At 57.9% G+C, this 16,584-nt stretch carries 17 protein-coding genes and 2 tRNA genes; 7 read left to right on the top strand and 12 right to left on the bottom strand.

Annotation, left to right across the window (positions count from 1 at the left end; all coding sequences use genetic code 11):
• The 3 genes from ACNKH3_RS08030 to ACNKH3_RS08020 form a co-directional block, all read left to right on the top strand.
• A partial coding sequence (locus ACNKH3_RS08030; protein WP_420208863.1) for a PPC domain-containing protein occupies window positions 1–993 on the top strand: 993 nt, incomplete at its 5' end.
• 84 nt (window positions 994–1,077) lie between these two features.
• A complete protein-coding gene (locus ACNKH3_RS08025) occupies window positions 1,078–2,220 on the top strand; it encodes a hypothetical protein (RefSeq protein WP_420208862.1) in 1,143 nt (380 codons plus the stop codon).
• 30 nt (window positions 2,221–2,250) lie between these two features.
• A complete protein-coding gene (locus ACNKH3_RS08020) occupies window positions 2,251–2,652 on the top strand; it encodes a hypothetical protein (RefSeq protein WP_420208861.1) in 402 nt (133 codons plus the stop codon).
• A gap of 47 nt (window positions 2,653–2,699) precedes the next feature.
• Here the strand turns inward: ACNKH3_RS08020 and clpB are convergent, their stop codons facing one another.
• The 9 genes from clpB to ACNKH3_RS07975 all read right to left on the bottom strand — a co-directional run bounded on the left by clpB (window position 2,700) and on the right by ACNKH3_RS07975 (window position 11,678).
• Window positions 2,700–5,291 carry an ATP-dependent chaperone ClpB gene (gene clpB / locus ACNKH3_RS08015; protein WP_420208860.1) on the bottom strand — a complete coding sequence of 864 codons (2,592 nt, stop codon included), beginning with the start codon at window positions 5,289–5,291 and terminating at the stop codon, window positions 2,700–2,702.
• A gap of 153 nt (window positions 5,292–5,444) precedes the next feature.
• Window positions 5,445–6,563: a hypothetical protein gene (locus tag ACNKH3_RS08010; protein ID WP_420208859.1), complete on the bottom strand. Its 1,119-nt coding sequence runs from the start codon at window positions 6,561–6,563 to the stop codon at window positions 5,445–5,447.
• Between the two features lie 251 nt (window positions 6,564–6,814).
• Window positions 6,815–7,204, bottom strand: a complete 390-nt coding sequence (locus ACNKH3_RS08005; RefSeq protein WP_420208858.1) for a hypothetical protein — start codon at window positions 7,202–7,204, stop codon at window positions 6,815–6,817.
• A gap of 59 nt (window positions 7,205–7,263) precedes the next feature.
• Window positions 7,264–8,157: a metal ABC transporter permease gene (locus ACNKH3_RS08000; protein ID WP_420208857.1), complete on the bottom strand. Its 894-nt coding sequence runs from the start codon at window positions 8,155–8,157 to the stop codon at window positions 7,264–7,266.
• A gap of 6 nt (window positions 8,158–8,163) precedes the next feature.
• Window positions 8,164–8,388: a hypothetical protein gene (locus ACNKH3_RS07995; protein WP_420208856.1), complete on the bottom strand. Its 225-nt coding sequence runs from the start codon at window positions 8,386–8,388 to the stop codon at window positions 8,164–8,166.
• Window positions 8,357–8,659 carry a BrnT family toxin gene (locus tag ACNKH3_RS07990; protein ID WP_420208855.1) on the bottom strand — a complete coding sequence of 101 codons (303 nt, stop codon included), beginning with the start codon at window positions 8,657–8,659 and terminating at the stop codon, window positions 8,357–8,359. Before ACNKH3_RS07990 ends, ACNKH3_RS07995 begins: the two co-directional genes overlap by 32 nt.
• A 23-nt stretch (window positions 8,660–8,682) precedes the next feature.
• A complete protein-coding gene (locus tag ACNKH3_RS07985; RefSeq protein WP_420208854.1) occupies window positions 8,683–9,393 on the bottom strand; it encodes a metal ABC transporter ATP-binding protein in 711 nt (236 codons plus the stop codon).
• A complete protein-coding gene (locus ACNKH3_RS07980; protein ID WP_420208853.1) occupies window positions 9,390–10,985 on the bottom strand; it encodes a metal ABC transporter solute-binding protein, Zn/Mn family in 1,596 nt (531 codons plus the stop codon). The genes ACNKH3_RS07985 and ACNKH3_RS07980 overlap by 4 nt, the downstream gene beginning before the upstream one ends.
• A gap of 63 nt (window positions 10,986–11,048) precedes the next feature.
• Window positions 11,049–11,678 (bottom strand): DUF6162 family protein, encoded by a 630-nt coding sequence (locus ACNKH3_RS07975; RefSeq protein WP_417916207.1) that lies wholly within the window; start codon window positions 11,676–11,678, stop codon window positions 11,049–11,051.
• 220 nt (window positions 11,679–11,898) lie between these two features.
• Between ACNKH3_RS07975 and ACNKH3_RS07970 the strand changes: the two genes are divergently transcribed.
• Window positions 11,899–12,813: a branched-chain amino acid ABC transporter permease gene (locus ACNKH3_RS07970; protein WP_420208852.1), complete on the top strand. Its 915-nt coding sequence runs from the start codon at window positions 11,899–11,901 to the stop codon at window positions 12,811–12,813.
• A 111-nt stretch (window positions 12,814–12,924) separates the two neighbouring features.
• On the opposite strand, the gene nadB is transcribed toward ACNKH3_RS07970, so the two are convergent.
• The gene (gene nadB, locus ACNKH3_RS07965) at window positions 12,925–14,529 is read right to left on the bottom strand and encodes an L-aspartate oxidase (RefSeq protein ID WP_420208851.1); all 1,605 of its coding nucleotides are present in this window, start codon (window positions 14,527–14,529) and stop codon (window positions 12,925–12,927) included.
• A gap of 188 nt (window positions 14,530–14,717) precedes the next feature.
• Here nadB and ACNKH3_RS07960 point away from each other — a divergent pair, with 188 nt between their 5' ends.
• Genes ACNKH3_RS07960 through ACNKH3_RS07950 form a run of 3 tightly spaced genes read left to right on the top strand, consistent with a single transcriptional unit; the run spans window position 14,718 to window position 16,283 of the window.
• On the top strand, window positions 14,718–14,867 hold the full coding sequence (locus ACNKH3_RS07960) for a hypothetical protein (protein WP_417915765.1): 150 nt from the start codon (window positions 14,718–14,720) through the stop codon (window positions 14,865–14,867).
• 3 nt (window positions 14,868–14,870) lie between these two features.
• The gene (locus tag ACNKH3_RS07955) at window positions 14,871–15,812 is read left to right on the top strand and encodes a 4Fe-4S binding protein (protein WP_417915766.1); all 942 of its coding nucleotides are present in this window, start codon (window positions 14,871–14,873) and stop codon (window positions 15,810–15,812) included.
• Between the two features lie 21 nt (window positions 15,813–15,833).
• The gene (locus tag ACNKH3_RS07950; RefSeq protein WP_417915767.1) at window positions 15,834–16,283 is read left to right on the top strand and encodes an SH3 domain-containing protein; all 450 of its coding nucleotides are present in this window, start codon (window positions 15,834–15,836) and stop codon (window positions 16,281–16,283) included.
• 79 nt (window positions 16,284–16,362) lie between these two features.
• On the opposite strand, the gene ACNKH3_RS07945 is transcribed toward ACNKH3_RS07950, so the two are convergent.
• Window positions 16,363–16,454 (bottom strand) — tRNA-Ser (locus ACNKH3_RS07945).
• Between the two features lie 19 nt (window positions 16,455–16,473).
• Window positions 16,474–16,559, bottom strand: a tRNA-Ser gene (locus ACNKH3_RS07940).
• Between the last annotated feature and the right edge of the window lie 25 nt (window positions 16,560–16,584).

Below are 16,584 nucleotides of genomic sequence, written 5' to 3'. Positions count from 1 at the left end.
TTGCCGAACAGCGGCAGCGCGACATGGTACATCAGCGTGTACGGCTTTGCAGCGGGAAGCTACAATCTCAAGGCGACCCTGTCGGGAAGCACGCCGCCCCCATCAACCATCACAACGCTGACATCCGGCCAGGCGGTCTCTGGTTCGGCGGGGCAGAATGAATGGAAGAAGTACAAAATCACTTCCTCTTCGTCTGACACGCAGCTCAAGGTTGACATGACCGGCTTGAGCGCGGACGTGGACTTGTATGTCCAGAAAGGCGCGGAGCCTACCTCATCCTCCTATTTGTGCAGGCCGTATTCCGACGGAACGACATCGGAAAGCTGCACATTGCCGAACAGCGGCAGCGCGACATGGTACATCAGCGTGTACGGCTTTGCAGCGGGAAGCTACAATCTCAAGGCGACGCTGTCGGCAGGAACCAGCGCGGGAGCTTTTGTTTTCCCATTTCAGGAGCGAAATAATGTTTGGCAGATATGTCAAGGGTACAACTCCAGTCCAACCCATACAGGCACTCTGATACATTCCTTTGACTTTGCCTATGGAACTGGGAATCTTGGCAATACGGCATGTTGGGGAAATCCATCTGGTTCAGAAAATCAAATTGTTGTTGCGCCAGCGGCTGGAATGATCGCATGGATCGGCAACAATTATCCAGATATTACATGTTTAACGCTTCAAAATACTATCTCAAACGGTCACGGAAGCAATATTGCTTCTGTTAAACTCGGGCATATGAAGAGTGATGCTACCAGAGTAATTTCTGGTTCAGTTTCTCAAGGGACTCCAATAGGTATCCTTTGCGGCCCAAATGGTTGTGCAGGCGATGGAGGATATGCTCATGTTCATATCAGTGCATATACAAGCACTGATTGCGGTAACGCACAGTGGGATACGAGTGTTCCTCTTGGCACAGTCTTTGGAGGAAGTTACGATTTCAGTAGCAATGGTACTGTACGTCAATGGTTTACTACTGAGATTCCTGCTCAGTAACAAGTTGATGTCATAGCTGAATCCATGCCGCATATTCAGGCGGCATGGTTATCAAATCACCTCTGAGCTAATCGCAGGTTTATTATGACTGCTGATGATAAAAAGATTGCCATGTATATTCTTATTGCTGTCTCTGGGATAGGAATATATTTCTTCTTCTTTCACCATAATCAGCAAAAAATTTCCTTTAACGATGCTGCCGTCCGCCAGCAGGCGAAGGCTGATACAGCCTTGGAAGGAAATCAGAATTCAGTCAAAGAAAAATATCCTGACACAATAAATACGCAGCCTGTTAGAACTGATGCTCTGGAACGTAAAGACAAAGCTAACCATCCAGCAGTCAAGCGTGAGACTGAAAATGAACAACGTTTCAGAATAGTTGGTCAATTCAATGACGATGAACTGCTGCAAAAATTAAAAGATATGCTGTGGAATACAGCCAGCGCGGCGGAAAAAGATCAAATTGCAGCGGAACTCACCGAGCGGCTGCGAAAAACAGACAATCCTGCGCTCTTGGAGAGCATCAGCGAACTGCTGGCCTACAATACCTTGACCGATGACGAGGAAATCTACCTGATCAATTTTCTTGGCAAACTTGGGACACTTGATGCCATCCAGGCACTGGCCGCATTGATCCCTGCGCTGAACGACGGAACCGCCAAGGAGCAGCTGGCGCAGGTTTTTCTGCAAATGGGTTATTCCAATTGGCGTGATGATCTCTTTGCGAAAAATCCGCATCCGCTGGAACAAGCATGGCGAAACGCGGACGGCGATGAAATGATTGAATCTGCTGTCGCGAAGGCAATTGCAGGGATTGGCACAGAAAACGGCATCAATCTGCTTTTCAAGTCATTAGATGGAGAGGTCGATTTCTCTTCCGGGAAAAACCTGCTCGTCGCCGATGCTCTTGCCGCTGCAAACAAGCCTGAAGCAATTCAGATTCTTGGTGAAACCCTGAGAAAAAATCCTGTCAGCAATCCTACGGCCTATGCGTCTGGATATGCGCTGGCGCACAGCAGCAATGAGCAGGCCGTTGTCAGCCTGCTTGACTGGGCAAGCAATGCCGCTGAGGAAGACAGCCAGATTGCAGAAGCATGGCTGCGCACTGCTTTGGAAAATAACGAGCAGGCTGCGGCTGTGTTCAGCAGAGAAGCCGCAGAGAAGAAATTTGACAATCCCGCTGTGGCGGATATTGTCAATTCTTTACTTTATCAATTTGGAAGGTAAACGAACACTTTGAACGTATGAGAGCAGACCATGAATAACAGATGGATTAATGCCGCACTGCTGTTGGGACTTTCTTTTCTGCCAACAAATTCGCTTGCCACTTCGAGCCTGATTCTTTCCATCCCGCCAATCATCGCTCGTGCCGGAGTGACAGTAGGCGCACCAGAGGCATTTATTGACTCAACTGATGTGAAAGATGGAAAAATAAGCTTGATCGGACACTTCAAGGATAAAGAAGGTGATCCTCTTGTCAGTGCGTCATGGGTGCTGAAAGATGAAAAGGGGACGATATTGTATGAGTTCAGCGGCCTTGAAGTGACGGATGCGACGATGGAAGCCAAAGGTGACATCACGATTGTCTTTACTGTGACAACAGGAGCTGGCATTGATCTGAAAACATCAGTTCCGGCAGTTGGAAAAATCAGCGTGTAAAAGAGGACGGGCGGACTCTTATCCGCCCTTTTGCCCGCAGACAGCCGTCATTTCTTCCCAAACACCAGTCCTCCCTCCTCCCCCTTATCCACCACAATCCTGTCCCCCTCGCTGAACCTCCCTTCTAATATCTCTAAAGCCAGCGGATCTTCAATCTGCCTTTGAATAGCCCGCTTCAAAGGCCGCGCACCGTAGGCGGGATCATAGCCGCTCTCCACCAAGAAGAGCTTGGCCGCCTCGGTTAATTCGACAGAGAACTTGCGGTCGGCCAGCCGTTTCGCCATCCTTGCAATTTGGATATCGACAATCTGAAGCAAGTCCTCGCGGCTCAGGCCGTGGAAGGTGATGATTTCATCAACCCGGTTGAGGAATTCCGGTTTGAACTGCCGGTGCAGCAATTCATCCACCTGCCGCCGCATTGCTTCCTGGTTGTTCTGTCCAAGCTCCATGATGATCTGACTGCCAAGATTGGAAGTCATGATAATGATCGTGTTCTTGAAAGAAACCGTGCGGCCTTTGCCGTCAGTCATGCGGCCATCATCGAGAGCTTGCAGCAGGACGTTGAAGACATCCGGGTGCGCCTTTTCAATTTCATCCAGCAGCACGACAGAATAAGGCCGCCTGCGCACAGCTTCGGTCAGCATTCCGCCTTCATCATAGCCGACATAGCCAGGAGGCGCGCCGATCAGGCGGGCCACGGAGTGCTTCTCCATGTATTCGCTCATGTCAATGCGGATCATGGCCTGCTCAGAATCAAAGAGGAAATCCGCCAAGCTGCGGGCCAGCTCGGTCTTGCCGACACCGGTCGGGCCAAGGAAAATGAAGGAGCCGAGCGGCCTGTCCGGGTCTTGCAATCCGGCACGGGCGCGCCGCACCGCATTGGCGACCGAAGCGATGGCCTCTTTCTGGCCGATCACGCGCCGGGCAAGCTGCTTCTCGGCCTGCACCAGCTTTTCCTTCTCGCCTTCGAGCAGCTTGTCCACCGGCACGCCCGTCCATTTGGCGACAACCGCCGCCACGTCCTCCGCGCTGACCTCCTCCTTGAGCATCTGATGATCCTGCTGCACCTCAGCCAGCCTGCGGTTCTCGGCCTCCATCTCCTTTTCCAAGGCAACAATGCGGCCATAACGGATTTCAGCCACCTTGCTCAGATCACCGGCCCGCTCCGCCCGCTGCTCCTCGCTGCGGGCCTCGTCAATCTTGGTTTTAATCGCCCGGATGCGCTGGATGACATCTTTTTCCAGCTGCCACTGGCCTTTCATGCCATTCAGCTTGTCGTTGAGTTCGGCCAAGTCTTTCTTCAGCCGCTCAAGCTGCTCCTGCGAAGCCTTGTCCTTCTCCTTCTTGAGAGCCTCCTGCTCGATCTCCATCTTGATCCGCTTGCGCTCCAGCTCGTCAATTTCGGTGGGCATGGAGTCAATCTCAATGCGCAGACGCGACGCGGCTTCATCAATCAGATCAATGGCTTTGTCCGGCAGAAAACGGTCGCTGATGTAGCGGCTGGAAAGCACAACCGCCGCCACAGTCGCGGCATCCTGAATGCGCACGCCGTGATGCACCTCGTACTTTTCCTTGATGCCGCGCAGGATGGCGATGGTGTCCTCCTCGCTCGGCTCCTGCACCAAAACCGGCTGGAAACGGCGTTCGAGGGCCGCATCTTTCTCAATATATTTGCGGTATTCGTCCAGCGTGGTCGCGCCAACGCAGTGCAGCTCGCCGCGAGCCAAGGCAGGCTTGAGCATGTTGGAGGCATCCATTGAGCCTTCCGCCGAACCTGCGCCGACAAGGGTATGAATCTCATCAATAAAGAGAATGATCTCGCCCGCTTTTTTCTCCACCTCTTTCAGAACCGCCTTGAGCCGGTCTTCAAATTCGCCCCGGTATTTCGCGCCCGCGATGAGCAGGCCGAGATCAAGGGCCAGCACCTGCTTGCCGCGCAGCGAGGCCGGGATGTCGCCGTTGACGATGCGCTGCGCCAAGCCCTCGACAATCGCGGTTTTGCCCACGCCCGGCTCGCCGATCAGCACCGGGTTGTTCTTGGTGCGGCGGCTGAGAACCTGAATGATCCGGCGCACTTCTTCATCACGGCCAATGACCGGATCGAGCTTGCCTCTGCGGGCAACATCGGTGAGGTTGCGGGCGTATTTTTCGAGGGCCTGATATTTGTCTTCAGGATATTGGTCGGTCACGCGCTGGTTGCCGCGAATGGCGGTCAGGGCTTGCAGAAATTTGTCCGCCGTGATGCCAAGCCGCTCCAGTATTTTCGCAGCAGCCAAGTGGCCGCTTTTGAGGACAGCGAGGAAAAGATGCTCTTGGCTGACATACTCGTCCTGCATGGCCGAGGCTTCTTTGAACGCCTGATCAAGCACTTTGCTGAAATTCTGGGACGGATAAACCTGGCCCGCGCCGCTGCCGCTGACCTTGGGCAGCTTGTCAATCAGCTGCTGGGTTTCGCTGAGGACGGCGGCAGGGTTCGCGCCCATTTTCTGCAAAACCGGAACCGCAACGCCTTCGGGCTGCTCCAGCACCGCCTTGAGCAGGTGCTCCGGCTGAATTTCCTGATTGCCGAACTGCTCGGCCAAGCTGACGGCGGCCTGCACCGCTTCCTGCGATTTGACAGTGAATTTGTCTAACTTCATGGCTTTTCCCCCGTGTTGTCGCCAAAAATGGCGGAGATTTTTTTCTCTCTGCGGGAAAAGATAAGACGTGCGGAAAAGGTGTCAAGCTGAGGCGGGAGAGCGTGGAAAAGCAGGACGGACGCGCATCGTGGCCGCCCTGCTGCTTGGAGTGGCTTAGAAGCTGAACTGCGCTCCGGCCATGACGACGGAGATGTCCTCGTAGTTCGCGCCGGTGTTGTCCTCCAAGGAGAAGAGGCGATAACCGGCAAAGAGCGCGGCGCTGTAGTCAGCCAGCTCCTGCACCAGCTGCACGCCCATCGCCGTGGCCTCCTGCCCGATGTCCAGCGCGGCGGCATTGTTGAAGATGCCGTAGTCAAGCGAAATCGCGGTGGTGCCGAAAGAGGAGAGCTTGTCGCACTGATAGCCGATCTTGCCGTAAAACATAGTCGGATCGTCGCCATCAGCGGGCATCTCGTCCACGTCTTTCGCGGAGGCGGCCACAGTGAAGTTCAGGCCGGAATCAAGCAGGAGCGAGGCTGCGCCGTTGATCTGCGTCCAGCCTTCGCCGGGATTGGACCACGCGGCCTTGGCTTCCAGCTGATTGCCGCCGAACTCGCCGGAATAGCTGAGAGAGAAATCAACCATCTCAGATTCGCCCGCAGACGCGCCGAAGGTGAAGCCGCCGAAATCCGGAGTTTCATACAGCGCACGGTTGATTTTTCCCAAGCCTTCAGTGGATATGCCGCCGTGAAAAACAGACTCCGCCGTGAAGTCGCTGTACGCTCCCGCCGCCGCGTCATAGAAGGCGAACCCGCCGCCCAAATCAGCCACGCCCGCGTTGCCGATCATGTCGGTGCCGGAAAGGTCAATCTCCGAGCTTTCATCCGAAGCGGCGGAACCCTTGCCGATGGTCAGGGTGCCTGCCGTGCTGTGCGCGAAATACAGTTCAATCAGCTCGGCCTCGAATTCGCCGGAGATGCTTTCCTCTTCCATTGAAACGGCGATGGACGGATTGTCCTGCCATTTGAACTCCAAATTGCTGCCTGCGGTCAAACATTCTGTGGCCGCGACTTCACCGCTCAAGCCGACCTTAGTCTCGGAGTGGGTGTTGTCAACGTGAAAAAATTTGTCTTCGAGACCGTCGTCGGCATACATCACCGCCCGGTTCACCTCGCCGGAGAGCTGGAGCTGCACCTTGTCGCTGCCGGATTTGATTTCCAGCGCCGAGGCGGCGGACGCGCCGAGCAGCAAAGCCGCAGCCAGCACCGTGATGGTTTGAACTGATTTCGTCATCATTCTCTTCTTGTTGATCATGGAGTTATTGAAATAAGCCTTCCGCATCTGCCTGTGAAGGCTGCCATAGGCAGAGTAGCACAATTCCTTCTGCCCAGACAATGAGGCGCGCGCCTCATTCTTCTGGGTAAAACACCCTACAGGCCGGGCGTTTTTTTCAAATCCAGCAAAACGAAGCGGGCTGTCAAATTTGACAGCCCGCTTCGCATCAGCGTCAGAACAGATTGATTCGTAACGGCAACGCGCTGCTTCTATTTTGCTGAAGCTGCCTCAGCCGCCGTCTTTTCCTCCGCCTCCGCGTCAAGAAAATCCTGCTCGGTCAGCTCAAAATCCGCGCTGTGTGACTCGTCAGACTTGAGCAGAATGGTCATTTTGCCCTTGTACGGCGGCTCAAAGCTGAACTTGCCCTCTTTGTCGGTCTGGCCCTCAAGGATTTTTTCCTCCTTGTCGTTGAGCACGATCACTTTGCCGTTCTGCAAGACTCTGCCGCTGCCCATGAACGAGCCTTCGACATAAACCTTGCCTTTTTCCACATAGCACCAGAGGTTGGTGCCGTGGGCCTGCACAAAAGATGCGGCGGCGGAGAGCAGCAGCGCGGCTCCGGCAAAGGCGGAGACTGATTGTTTGATGAGCTTGCGCACGATCTTCCTTCCTTTTTTTAAATTGAAGAGAAACGCGGCATGAGGCTGCCGCGCCGGATTCAGATTTCCCCCTGATTCGGCCCGCCTTTGGCCAGCAAGGGCCGCAGGAGCAGGGCCGCGTAAAAGAGCAGGCTCGACACCACCGCGATCACTGCGCCGCTGGGCACCGGCAGGAAGCCGGAGAGGAGCAGGCCCAGCACCGTGCTGATTGTTGAAAACAGCACGCTGAGCCAGACAAAGCGGCGCAGGTTCGAGGCCAGCAGCTGCGCTCCGGCGGCAGGCACCACGATCAACACCAGCACCAAGAGCGAGCCGATCAGCTTGAGGCTGGCGACCACCACCGCCGTCATCAGGACGACAAAGAAATATTCAAGGAAGACTGGCGACAGCCCGCGCGCCTTGGCCAAGGTTTTGTTGAAGCTGGCGAGCATGAAGCGGTTGAAGTTGCAGGCGAAAAGGATGCCGGCGGCCAGCGCGGTCACGGCCAGGACGAGCAGGTCTTTGTCGGTCAGGGTGATCAGGCTGCCGAAGAGGATGCCCTCGACCTGATGGATGTTGAACTGGCTGGTCACGACGATCATCAGGATGATGCCGAGGCCCAGCGTCTGCGCCAGCACCACGCCGATGATGGTGTCGTTGGCTAAGCGGGTGCGGTTTTTGACAAAGGTCATCAGCAGGGCGACGATCAGGCAGAAGCCGTACAGCCCGGCGTAGGTGCCGTCCGCAGGCTCGCCGAGCAGCAGGCCGATGGCCACCCCGCTCATGGCCGCGTTGCCGATGGTCTGCGTGAAAAAGGAGAGCTTCTTCGTCACCACCACTGTGCCAACCGCGCCCAGCAGCGGGCCGATGATCAGGGCGGCGAGCAGGCCGCGCACCATGAAGGCGTGTTCAAAAATCGCGGGCAGCCAGCCAGCGGCGGTCCAGCCTTTGAAGAGCGTGTAGATGAATTCCATGAGAGATCAGCCCGCCTTGGGCATGGCAATGTTAGGCATGGTGTGGATCAACGCCCGCAGCACAGCGTTCACATGCTCCGCCGAAGTGAAAATCTGCGCCACGTCAGGGTCAAGGGCCACAAGAACAGCATCCTTCTGCGGGGCAAACCGGTTGGGCCGCGCCTTGCGGTAGTCCAAGCTGTATTCCGGCTTCAGCTCATCAGGGTTTGAAGCGCCAGATGTTTTCTTCATAGTCAGCCTGTTCATGTTTTGTTGCCGGACGCGAGCTGATGATGCGGACAACCTCTGGCCGCCGTTCGGTGAAACTTGTCACCAGCAAGCGTTTTTTAACGGAAACGCCGATGATCAGCTCCCGCTGCTCTTGGGGAGACGAGTGCTCCTCGTCATCAAAGATTGCTGCCAAAGGATCGCTGAAGATCGTGCTCGCTTCATCAAAGCTGACCTTGTGCTTTTTGAGATTGCTGGCAGCCTTGCTCTCATCCCATTCAAAGCGCAGATTCATCGGCAATCCTGCGGGCTGAAATGCTATCCCAAAAATTTATACTGCCGCAGCAGGTCGGAGTGCGTCAGGCCGTCCGGGCTGCCGTCGTAGAAGACGCTGCGGTTGATGGCCGTGACCCGGTCGGCGACGCGGTTGATCATGTCCATGCTGTGGCTGACCATCAGGATGGTGATGCCGTGCGTGTCGCGCAGGCTGACCAGCATCTCCTCGAACTGGCGGATGCCCACTTCGTCAATGTTGCTGGCTGGCTCGTCAAGCAGCAGCAGCTCCGGCTTCGGCTCCAGCGCCTGCGCCAGCAGCACCCGGCGGAACTCGCCGCCGGAGAGCTGGCCGACGCAGCGGTCGATCAGGTGGGCGCAGTTGGTCGCGGAGAGAATCTCCGTGATCCGCGCCCGCATCGCCCGACGGCGGCCTATGAAGATCGGCACTTTTTTCAGCATCAGGAAGAGGAAGTCGAAGACCGTGATCGGCACGGAGTGATCAAACTCCAGAAACTGCGGCACATAGCCGACCCGGCAGCTCTCCCGGAAGAGGAAGCGGATGGTTCCTTGATGCGGCATTCCGCCCATGACGCTGCGCATCAGGGTGGTTTTGCCCGCGCCGTTGGGGCCGGTCAGGGCGTGGATATGCCCTTTCCGCACCTGCACATTGATGCCGTCGAGTATCCTGCTCCCCCGGAGGGTCACGGACAAATCCGTGATCTCCAGGAGATTACGCTGTTCGGCGGCGGTCACGGCTTGGCCTGCGGCGGCGCTGCGGGGGGCGGATTCTGCTTCATGCTGTCCTGCACCTGCTGGGCCGCCTTCTGCATCTGCTGCTGCTGCACAGCGGGCACGGCCTGCTGGACATTCTGCTGCATTGCGCCCTGCACCTGCTGCGCCTGCTGGCCCATGGCCTTGCTCATCTGCTCCTGCTGGATGGCCGGGACAGCGTTCTGCATTTGCTGCTGCATTTTCTCCTGCATCTGCTTGGCCGCGTCCTGCATCTGCTGCTGCTGCACAGCGGGCACGGCCTGCTGGACATTCTGCTGCATCGCGCCCTGCACCTGCTGCGCCTGCTGACCCATGGCCTTGCTCATCTGCTCCTGCTGAATGGCCGGGACAGCGTTCTGCATCTGCTGCTGCATCTTCTCCTGCATCTGCTTGGCCGCGTCCTGCATCTGCTGCTGCTGCACAGCGGGCACGGCCTGCTGGACGTTCTGCTGCATCGCGCCCTGCACCTGCTGCGCCTGCTGGCCCATGGCCTTGCTCATCTGCTCCTGCTGAATGGCCGGGACAGCGTTCTGCATCTGCTGCTGCATCTTCTCCTGCATCTGCTTGGCTGCACCCTGCATCTGCTGGTTCATCATATCCTGAATTCCCGCAGGCGCAGCAGCAGCACTTCTTCCGGCAGCCTCGGTCAGAGCCTGGACGATGATATCCATGTTCTTCTTCATGGTCTGCTCAAAATGCTCTTTGCTGTACTCGCCGTTGGAGATATGCGAGAGCGCGTAGAGGCGGCAGCCGGTTTCTTGGAAGATGATGTCAACGTATTTTTTCTCGTAATCCATCTCGCCGAAGAGGACATTGACCTTCGCCTGCTTGATCCGCTTGATGGTGTCCTGAAGCTGCTTGCTGCTCGGCGTGACTCCGTGCCGGGGCTGCACCACCGCGCTGACTTCAATGCCCAGCTCTTGGAAGAGGTACGAGTAACCGTCATGCACTGTGGCGATGCGCAGGTTCTCCATCTTGAGACCTTGAATCCGGCTCAGTGTCTCCTGGAGCATGTTGCGCAGCTTGGCAGCGTAGTCGCGCAGATTGCCGGTGAAGACCGCCGCCTGCTCCGGGCAGAGCTTGCCCAGCTCCCGGTTGAGCATCTGCATCTGCTGGATCGCGCCGGTGACAGCAATGTACGTGTGGCTGTTGTAAGAAACCTTGGCCGCGCCGCCGCCTTCCTGCTCCTCAAAGGCGTACTGCCGGTCGTTGAAGGAGGGAATCAGCGGCAGACCCTTGCTGGTGTCCAGCACGTGCAGCATCGGGTTGTCTATGGCCTTCAGCATCGGCGTGATGAACTCGTCATGGCCGACACCGTTGACCACCACTGCGTCCAGCCCTTCCAGCCGGACCATGTCCGCAGGTGTCGGCTGATAGGTGTGCGGATCCACATCCGGCGGAACCAAGGTTGTCACATCCGCCGCGTCGCCGACGATGTTTTTCACCCACGAATAATACGGATGCAGGGAAACGCCGATGGTCAGTTCGCAGGGATTGGCTCCGGCCTGCTGCGGCATCTGGCTCAGGAGCAGGGCTGCCAAGGCCGCAGAGATGCGGCATGTCGCTTTCTTCATGCTGATGTCACCATGTTGCTTGAAAAATAAGGAGGAAGAACCGGCGGCAGCCGGTCTGTCCGCTCAGTTGAGGCCGCTGACCACCCACTTCCAGCCGCGCGCTTCCGGCGGGCCGTCGGGGTAGTCGGCAGGTTTCAGATTGATCCAGATCTGGGCGGCGAAACGCTCCGCCTTGCCCGGCTCCTGCCGCGCCATCTGGTAGGGATAGGGCTGGCCGCTTTGCAAATCAATGATGCGGAGAATGAAGCTGTTCTCCAGCGGATCAGCCCCGCTTTTTTCCTCAGCCGCCGCCTTGGCGTTGATGCCGTAGTAGTCGGCCCAGCCCGCGCCCTGCCGCAGCTGCCAGCTGAAGCCGCCCAGCCCGGCAGGGAGAAACTTGGCGGCAAAGGGCGGCAGGTTCTCCGCTTGCAGGACAGCGACATCCGGCCAGCTGCCGTTGGTCTCCTTCAGCCAGGTGATGGTGTCTGCCGCGCCGAGCAGCGAGCGGTAGAGCACCGGGGCCTGATTTTTCAGCTTGATGTCCTGCATCTGCCAGGCTTGCAGCTCGGCTCCGGCCTGCTGCGGCGCGACTTGGGCAACGCGCAGTCCCACCAGCAGGAGGATGACGCAGATGGCGGCGGCCAGCCCCAAGGCTTCGCGGCGGGCGGCCAGCGGGGCGACAAGAATTTCTTTCACAGCGGAAGCGTTGTTCATAGGCATGTTTGCAAGTCTCACAGCGGGGTAGTATTTTCACCAAATACGTAGCACTGTTCTGAGGATTAAGCAATGTTTTTTTACAAAGGGTGAGAAAAAATTACCCAGGGGGCAAAACTGGCGGCAGACGCGGATCGCTTCTTGCGCTGCCTTCCTTGATGCGGTACATTCCTGCAAGAGCAACCTGCTGTCCCAGCTGAACAAAATCAGCCGCCGCGCTATGGAACAATTTTTTCAGAATTTGATCAACGCCTTGCAGTGGGGCAGCTTTTACGCTGTGATCTCCATCGGCTACTCGATGGTTTACGGCGTGCTGATGCTCTTCAATTTCGCCCACGGCGACATCTTCATGACCGGCACCTACATCGGCTTCGGCGTGGCCACGCTGCTGCTGACTCTCTGCGGCGCAGTCCTGCCGGGCTGGGCGGTGTTCCTGCTCACCGTGCTGATCACCATGTTTCTCTCCGCCTGGCTCGGCGTTCTGGTCGAGGCCGTCGGCTACCGGCCCCTGCGTCATGCGCCGCGCGCCTCCGCCGCGATCACCGGCCTGATGATCGGCATCATCTTGGAGACCGGCAACCTGATTCTGCTCGGCACCCGGCGGCTCAGTTTTCCGGCCTTGATCGAGACGCAAACGTGGAATCTGGGCGGCGTGTATCTGACCAATGTCAAGGCACTGATCATCGGTGTCTCGCTGATCCTGATGCTCGGCCTGCACGCTTTCATCCAAAAAAGCAGATGGGGCATGGCCATGCGGGCGATGTCCTCTGAATTCCACGCGGTGCCGCTGATGGGCATTTCGGTCAACGTGCTGGCCCCGCTGACGTTCGCTGTCGGCGCGGGCCTGGCCTCGACAGCAGGCATACTCTACGGCCAAGCCTATCCGGTGCTGGACCCGCACATGGGCGTGCTGCTCGGCTGGAAAGCCTTCGTCGCCGCCATTCTTGGCGGACGCGGCTCGATCATGGGCGCGGCCTTGGCCGGATATCTGCTCGGCGCAATTGAAATTTTCACCGCCACCATCTTCCCGTCCACTTTGCGCGACTTGATCGCCTATTCGATTATTCTGGTCATCCTGACGTTCAGGCCGCGCGGCTTGTTCGGCATGGCGCACAGCACAAGGCTGCGGCTCTGATCTGTCTGCTTGCGCCGCCGCCCGGCCAAAACAAATAAATCCACGCCGCTTCATCGACAACATAGGCATCGCCGCAAAAGGATGCCTTCTGCAAGCGGCTGAACCGGCTTGTTATCTGCCGTTCTTTTCCAACACTGTGTCCTGACCGAACAGTCCGTCGTTTTTATCTGGGAAATCAGTGATGTAATGCAGCCCCCGCGACTCCTGCCGCAGAGCTGCGCTGCGGATGATCAGCTCGGCGATCAGGACGATGTTGCGCAGCTCCACTAAATCGGGCGTGAGCAGGTAGTCATGGAAATGCTCCTTGGTTTCGGCAAGAATCGGCGCGAGCTGCCGGGCCGCAAGCTGAAGCCGCTTCCGGCTGCGGACGATGCCGACATAATCCCACATGAGCTGGCGCACCTGATCCCAGTTGTAGCTGATCAGCACGTTTTCCTCAATGGAGCGGGCGAAGCCGGTGCGCCACGCCTGCACTTTGGGCAGCGGCTGGCTTTGCAGCTCCGGCCAGTTCCGCCGCAGCCAGAGCGCGGCCCGGTGGGCGAAAACCACCGCCTCCAGCAGCGAGTTGCTTGCCAGTCTGTTCGCGCCGTGCAGGCCGGTGCAGGCGGTTTCGCCCAAGGCGAAAAGATTGCCGACCGTGCTCCGCCCCCATTCATCCGCCCGCACGCCGCCGCACATGTAATGCGCCGCAGGCACCACCGGAATCGGCTGGCTGCTGATGTCAATGCCGTATTGCAGACAGGTGCTGTGGATGTTGGGAAAACGCTGCTGGAGGAAGTCTCGGCCTTTGTGGCTGATGTCGAGATAGACGCAGTCCGCGCCGCTTTTTTTCATCTCCGCGTCAATGCCCCGCGCCACCGCGTCCCGCGTGGCCAAGTCGCCCCGGCGGTCGTACTGCCGCATGAAGGGCTGTCCCTGCTCGTTGAGCAGGATGCCGCCCTCGCCGCGCACCGCCTCGGAGATGAGGAAGTTCTTGACATAGCGGTTGAAAAAGCAGGTGGGGTGAAACTGGACAAACTCCAAGTTGGCCACCTGCGCCCCGGCCCGCCAAGCCATGACCACGCCGTCGCCGGTGGCGATGTCGGGATTGGTGGTGTAGCGGTAGACCTTGCCGCAGCCGCCGCTGCACAGCACAGTGACTTTCGCCCGCCACGTCTCAACCTCGCCTGTGCCCCGATTGAGCACATACGCGCCAAGGCAGCGGTCATCGCCCTCTTTCCGGCCTGTGACCTTGGATTCGATCAGCAGATCAATGGCCATGTGATCTTCCAGCACCTCAATCTGCGGATTGGCATAGACTTGGGCGAGCAAGGCCGTCTCAATCTCACGGCCCGTGAGGTCTTTGGCGTGCGCGACCCGCCGGGCCGAATGGCCGCCCTCCATGCCGAGGTCAAATTCGCCGCCGCTCTGGCCGCGCTGGAAATTTACGCCCAGCGCGGCCAGCTCGCGCACGCGCTCCGGGCCTTCGGTCACGACGAGGCGGACAATGTCCTCATTGCAAAGGCCGTCGCCGGAAATGAGCGTGTCGCTGATGTGATCCTCCAGCCGGTCTTCAGCGGAGAGCACTGCCGCCACGCCGCCTTGTGCAAGGTTGGTGGCTGTGTCAGCTTTTTTCTTTTTGGTAATCAGGACAACGCGGGCGAACGACGCGGCCTTGAGGGCGAAGGACAGGCCGGCCACGCCGCTGCCGATGATGAGAATGTCGGTGGTGAACATGATTGCCGCAGGTTGAAAGAAAGAGTGCGCCGGAAAATGCCGCACTGTACTCCGCCAGCGCAGGAATTGCACAGGAGAAATTGCGTCTGACGGCGGCGGCTGCCTGACAGCTCCAGACCCGAAAATGCTTGACAGAGCCTGCGCCAGTTTTATATACCAGTATCTGATTTTTTCCAACGGAGAGGCGCATGAGAAAAAAAATCGCAATTCGCAAGACCCCGTTCGTGCTGCTGGTCTTTTTCCTGCTGCTCTGGGTGGTCGGGGTGACGCTGAACGAGCCGGCGCGGGTGCTGGAGCAGGCCAAATCCATTTGCCTGAGCTGCATCGGCATAGGATAAGTCATGGAACGTGCGCGGAAGTGGGTGCAGGGTGTCTGGTTTTTCTTGGTCAACGGCTACATGGCCTTCCCGTGGACCCGCACCATCTACAAGGGGCCGATGAAGGTGGTCTGCTCGCCGGGGCTGAACTGCTACTCCTGCCCCTCCTCGACCGCCTTCTGTCCGATGGGCAGCCTCCAGCAGCTCTTGGCCAACGCCCGCAGCTCAATCGAATTCGGCCAGTATTATCTCGGCTCTTTCGTCGTCGGCTCCATCGGCATGTTCGGCGCGGTCTTTGGCCGCTTCATCTGCGGCTGGGCCTGCCCCTTCGGCTTTTTTCAGGAGCTGCTGCACAAGCTGCCCTCGCGCAAATTTTCCATTCCCGCGCCGCTGGCTTGGCTGAAATACGCTGTCCTCGTGCTGCTGGTCATCGTTTTTCCGCTGATTTTTGTCAGCAGCAGCGGCATGGGCCAGCCGTGGTTCTGCAAATACGTCTGTCCGGCAGGCACTTTTCAAGCAGGCATCCCGATGCTGATTCTTGATCCGAATCTGCGCGGCGCGGTGGGCTGGCTGTTTATCAACAAGCTGGCCATAGCCCTCAGCTTCACCTTCTGGTCAGTCTTCGCCTCGCGGCCCTTCTGCCGCACCGCCTGCCCGCTGGGAGCCTTCTACGCCCTCTTCAGCCGCTTTCAGCTCATCCGGCTTCAGCTCAACGAGGAGAACTGCACCGGCTGCGGGGCCTGCCACCGCGTCTGTCCAGTGGAGATCAAATTCAACGAGAATCCCAACAGCTGCGAGTGCGTCAACTGCATGAAGTGCATGACGCAGGCCTGCGCTTTTGACGCTATTTCTGTGGAAGTGGCCGGTTTCCCGGTTTTCGGGCCTGATCTGGCCAAAACCAAAATCAGACCGAGCCTTTTTGACGGCACGCTGCGGAAACTGCGCAAGAAGAATCCTTCCACTTGAACCTTCACTAAAGGAGTGCTCATGAAGAAGAAGTCAACCTGTCTCATTCTGCTGCTGACCGTGGCCCTGCTGACGCTGCACGCGGCGGCGGCCTTGGCGGAAATGGTTGCGGTCAGAAATGAAGACGTGAACATGCGCTCAGGCCCCAGCACCAGCAGCAAGGTGCTGTGGCGGCTGGGCCAAGGCTTTCCCCTGAAAGTGCTGAAACGTTCGGGCCAGTGGCTGCAGGTGCGTGATTTTGAAGGCTCGTCCGGCTGGATCCACAAATCAGTGACCGGCAAGCAAGGCCACATGATCGTCAAAAAGCGGAAGATCAACATCCGCAGCGCGCCCAGCACCCGGAGCAAAATCGTGGCCAAGGCCGGCTACGGCGTGGTTTTCAAAACGCTGGAGAAAAAGAAAGGCTGGGTCAAGGTCAGGCAGGACGGCGTGACCGGCTGGGTGAGCAGCAGCCTGCTCTGGGGCTTCTGATGCGCGATGCGCAATCCTGAACTGCGGTTCATAAAAAGACAAAAACCCGCTCCTGCATCAGGAGCGGGTTTTCAATTCATGGCGGAGAGAGAGGGATTTGAACCCTCGGCAGGGTTTTATCCCTGCACTCGCTTAGCAGGCGAGCACCATCGGCCTCTCGGTCATCTCTCCGGAATAAGCGTCGTGCGGATGGCGGAGGAAGTAGGATTCGAACCCACGGTGCTTTCGCACAACGGTTTTCAAGACCGCCGCCTTCAACCGCTCGGCCATTCCTCCAGCCTCTCGCAGCACTGGATATACC

Origin of the sequence: Candidatus Electronema sp. JC (genome assembly GCF_048287365.2) — a bacterium.
In the GTDB taxonomy this organism is placed as follows: Bacteria; Desulfobacterota; Desulfobulbia; order Desulfobulbales; family Desulfobulbaceae; genus Electronema.
The sequence above is the reverse complement of the archived record's forward strand: the minus strand, read 5'-3'. Positions and strand labels throughout refer to the sequence as shown.

Bases quoted from the DNA above. Each gene is read 5' to 3' on its own strand.
- ACNKH3_RS08010 (WP_420208859.1), bottom strand. From the start codon at position 6,563: ATGACGAAATCAGTTCAAACCATCACGGTGCTGGCTGCGGCTTTGCTG.
- ACNKH3_RS07950 (WP_417915767.1), top strand. From the start codon at position 15,834: ATGAAGAAGAAGTCAACCTGTCTCATTCTGCTGCTGACCGTGGCCCTG.
- ACNKH3_RS07975 (WP_417916207.1), bottom strand. From the start codon at position 11,678: ATGAACAACGCTTCCGCTGTGAAAGAAATTCTTGTCGCCCCGCTGGCC.
- ACNKH3_RS08025 (WP_420208862.1), top strand. From the start codon at position 1,078: ATGACTGCTGATGATAAAAAGATTGCCATGTATATTCTTATTGCTGTC.
- ACNKH3_RS07995 (WP_420208856.1), bottom strand. From the start codon at position 8,388: ATGAAGAAAACATCTGGCGCTTCAAACCCTGATGAGCTGAAGCCGGAA.
- clpB (WP_420208860.1), bottom strand. From the start codon at position 5,291: ATGAAGTTAGACAAATTCACTGTCAAATCGCAGGAAGCGGTGCAGGCC.
- ACNKH3_RS07970 (WP_420208852.1), top strand. From the start codon at position 11,899: ATGGAACAATTTTTTCAGAATTTGATCAACGCCTTGCAGTGGGGCAGC.
- ACNKH3_RS07960 (WP_417915765.1), top strand. From the start codon at position 14,718: ATGAGAAAAAAAATCGCAATTCGCAAGACCCCGTTCGTGCTGCTGGTC.
- ACNKH3_RS08020 (WP_420208861.1), top strand. From the start codon at position 2,251: ATGAATAACAGATGGATTAATGCCGCACTGCTGTTGGGACTTTCTTTT.
- ACNKH3_RS07955 (WP_417915766.1), top strand. From the start codon at position 14,871: ATGGAACGTGCGCGGAAGTGGGTGCAGGGTGTCTGGTTTTTCTTGGTC.
- ACNKH3_RS07990 (WP_420208855.1), bottom strand. From the start codon at position 8,659: ATGAATCTGCGCTTTGAATGGGATGAGAGCAAGGCTGCCAGCAATCTC.
- ACNKH3_RS07980 (WP_420208853.1), bottom strand. From the start codon at position 10,985: ATGAAGAAAGCGACATGCCGCATCTCTGCGGCCTTGGCAGCCCTGCTC.
- nadB (WP_420208851.1), bottom strand. From the start codon at position 14,529: ATGTTCACCACCGACATTCTCATCATCGGCAGCGGCGTGGCCGGCCTG.
- ACNKH3_RS08000 (WP_420208857.1), bottom strand. From the start codon at position 8,157: ATGGAATTCATCTACACGCTCTTCAAAGGCTGGACCGCCGCTGGCTGG.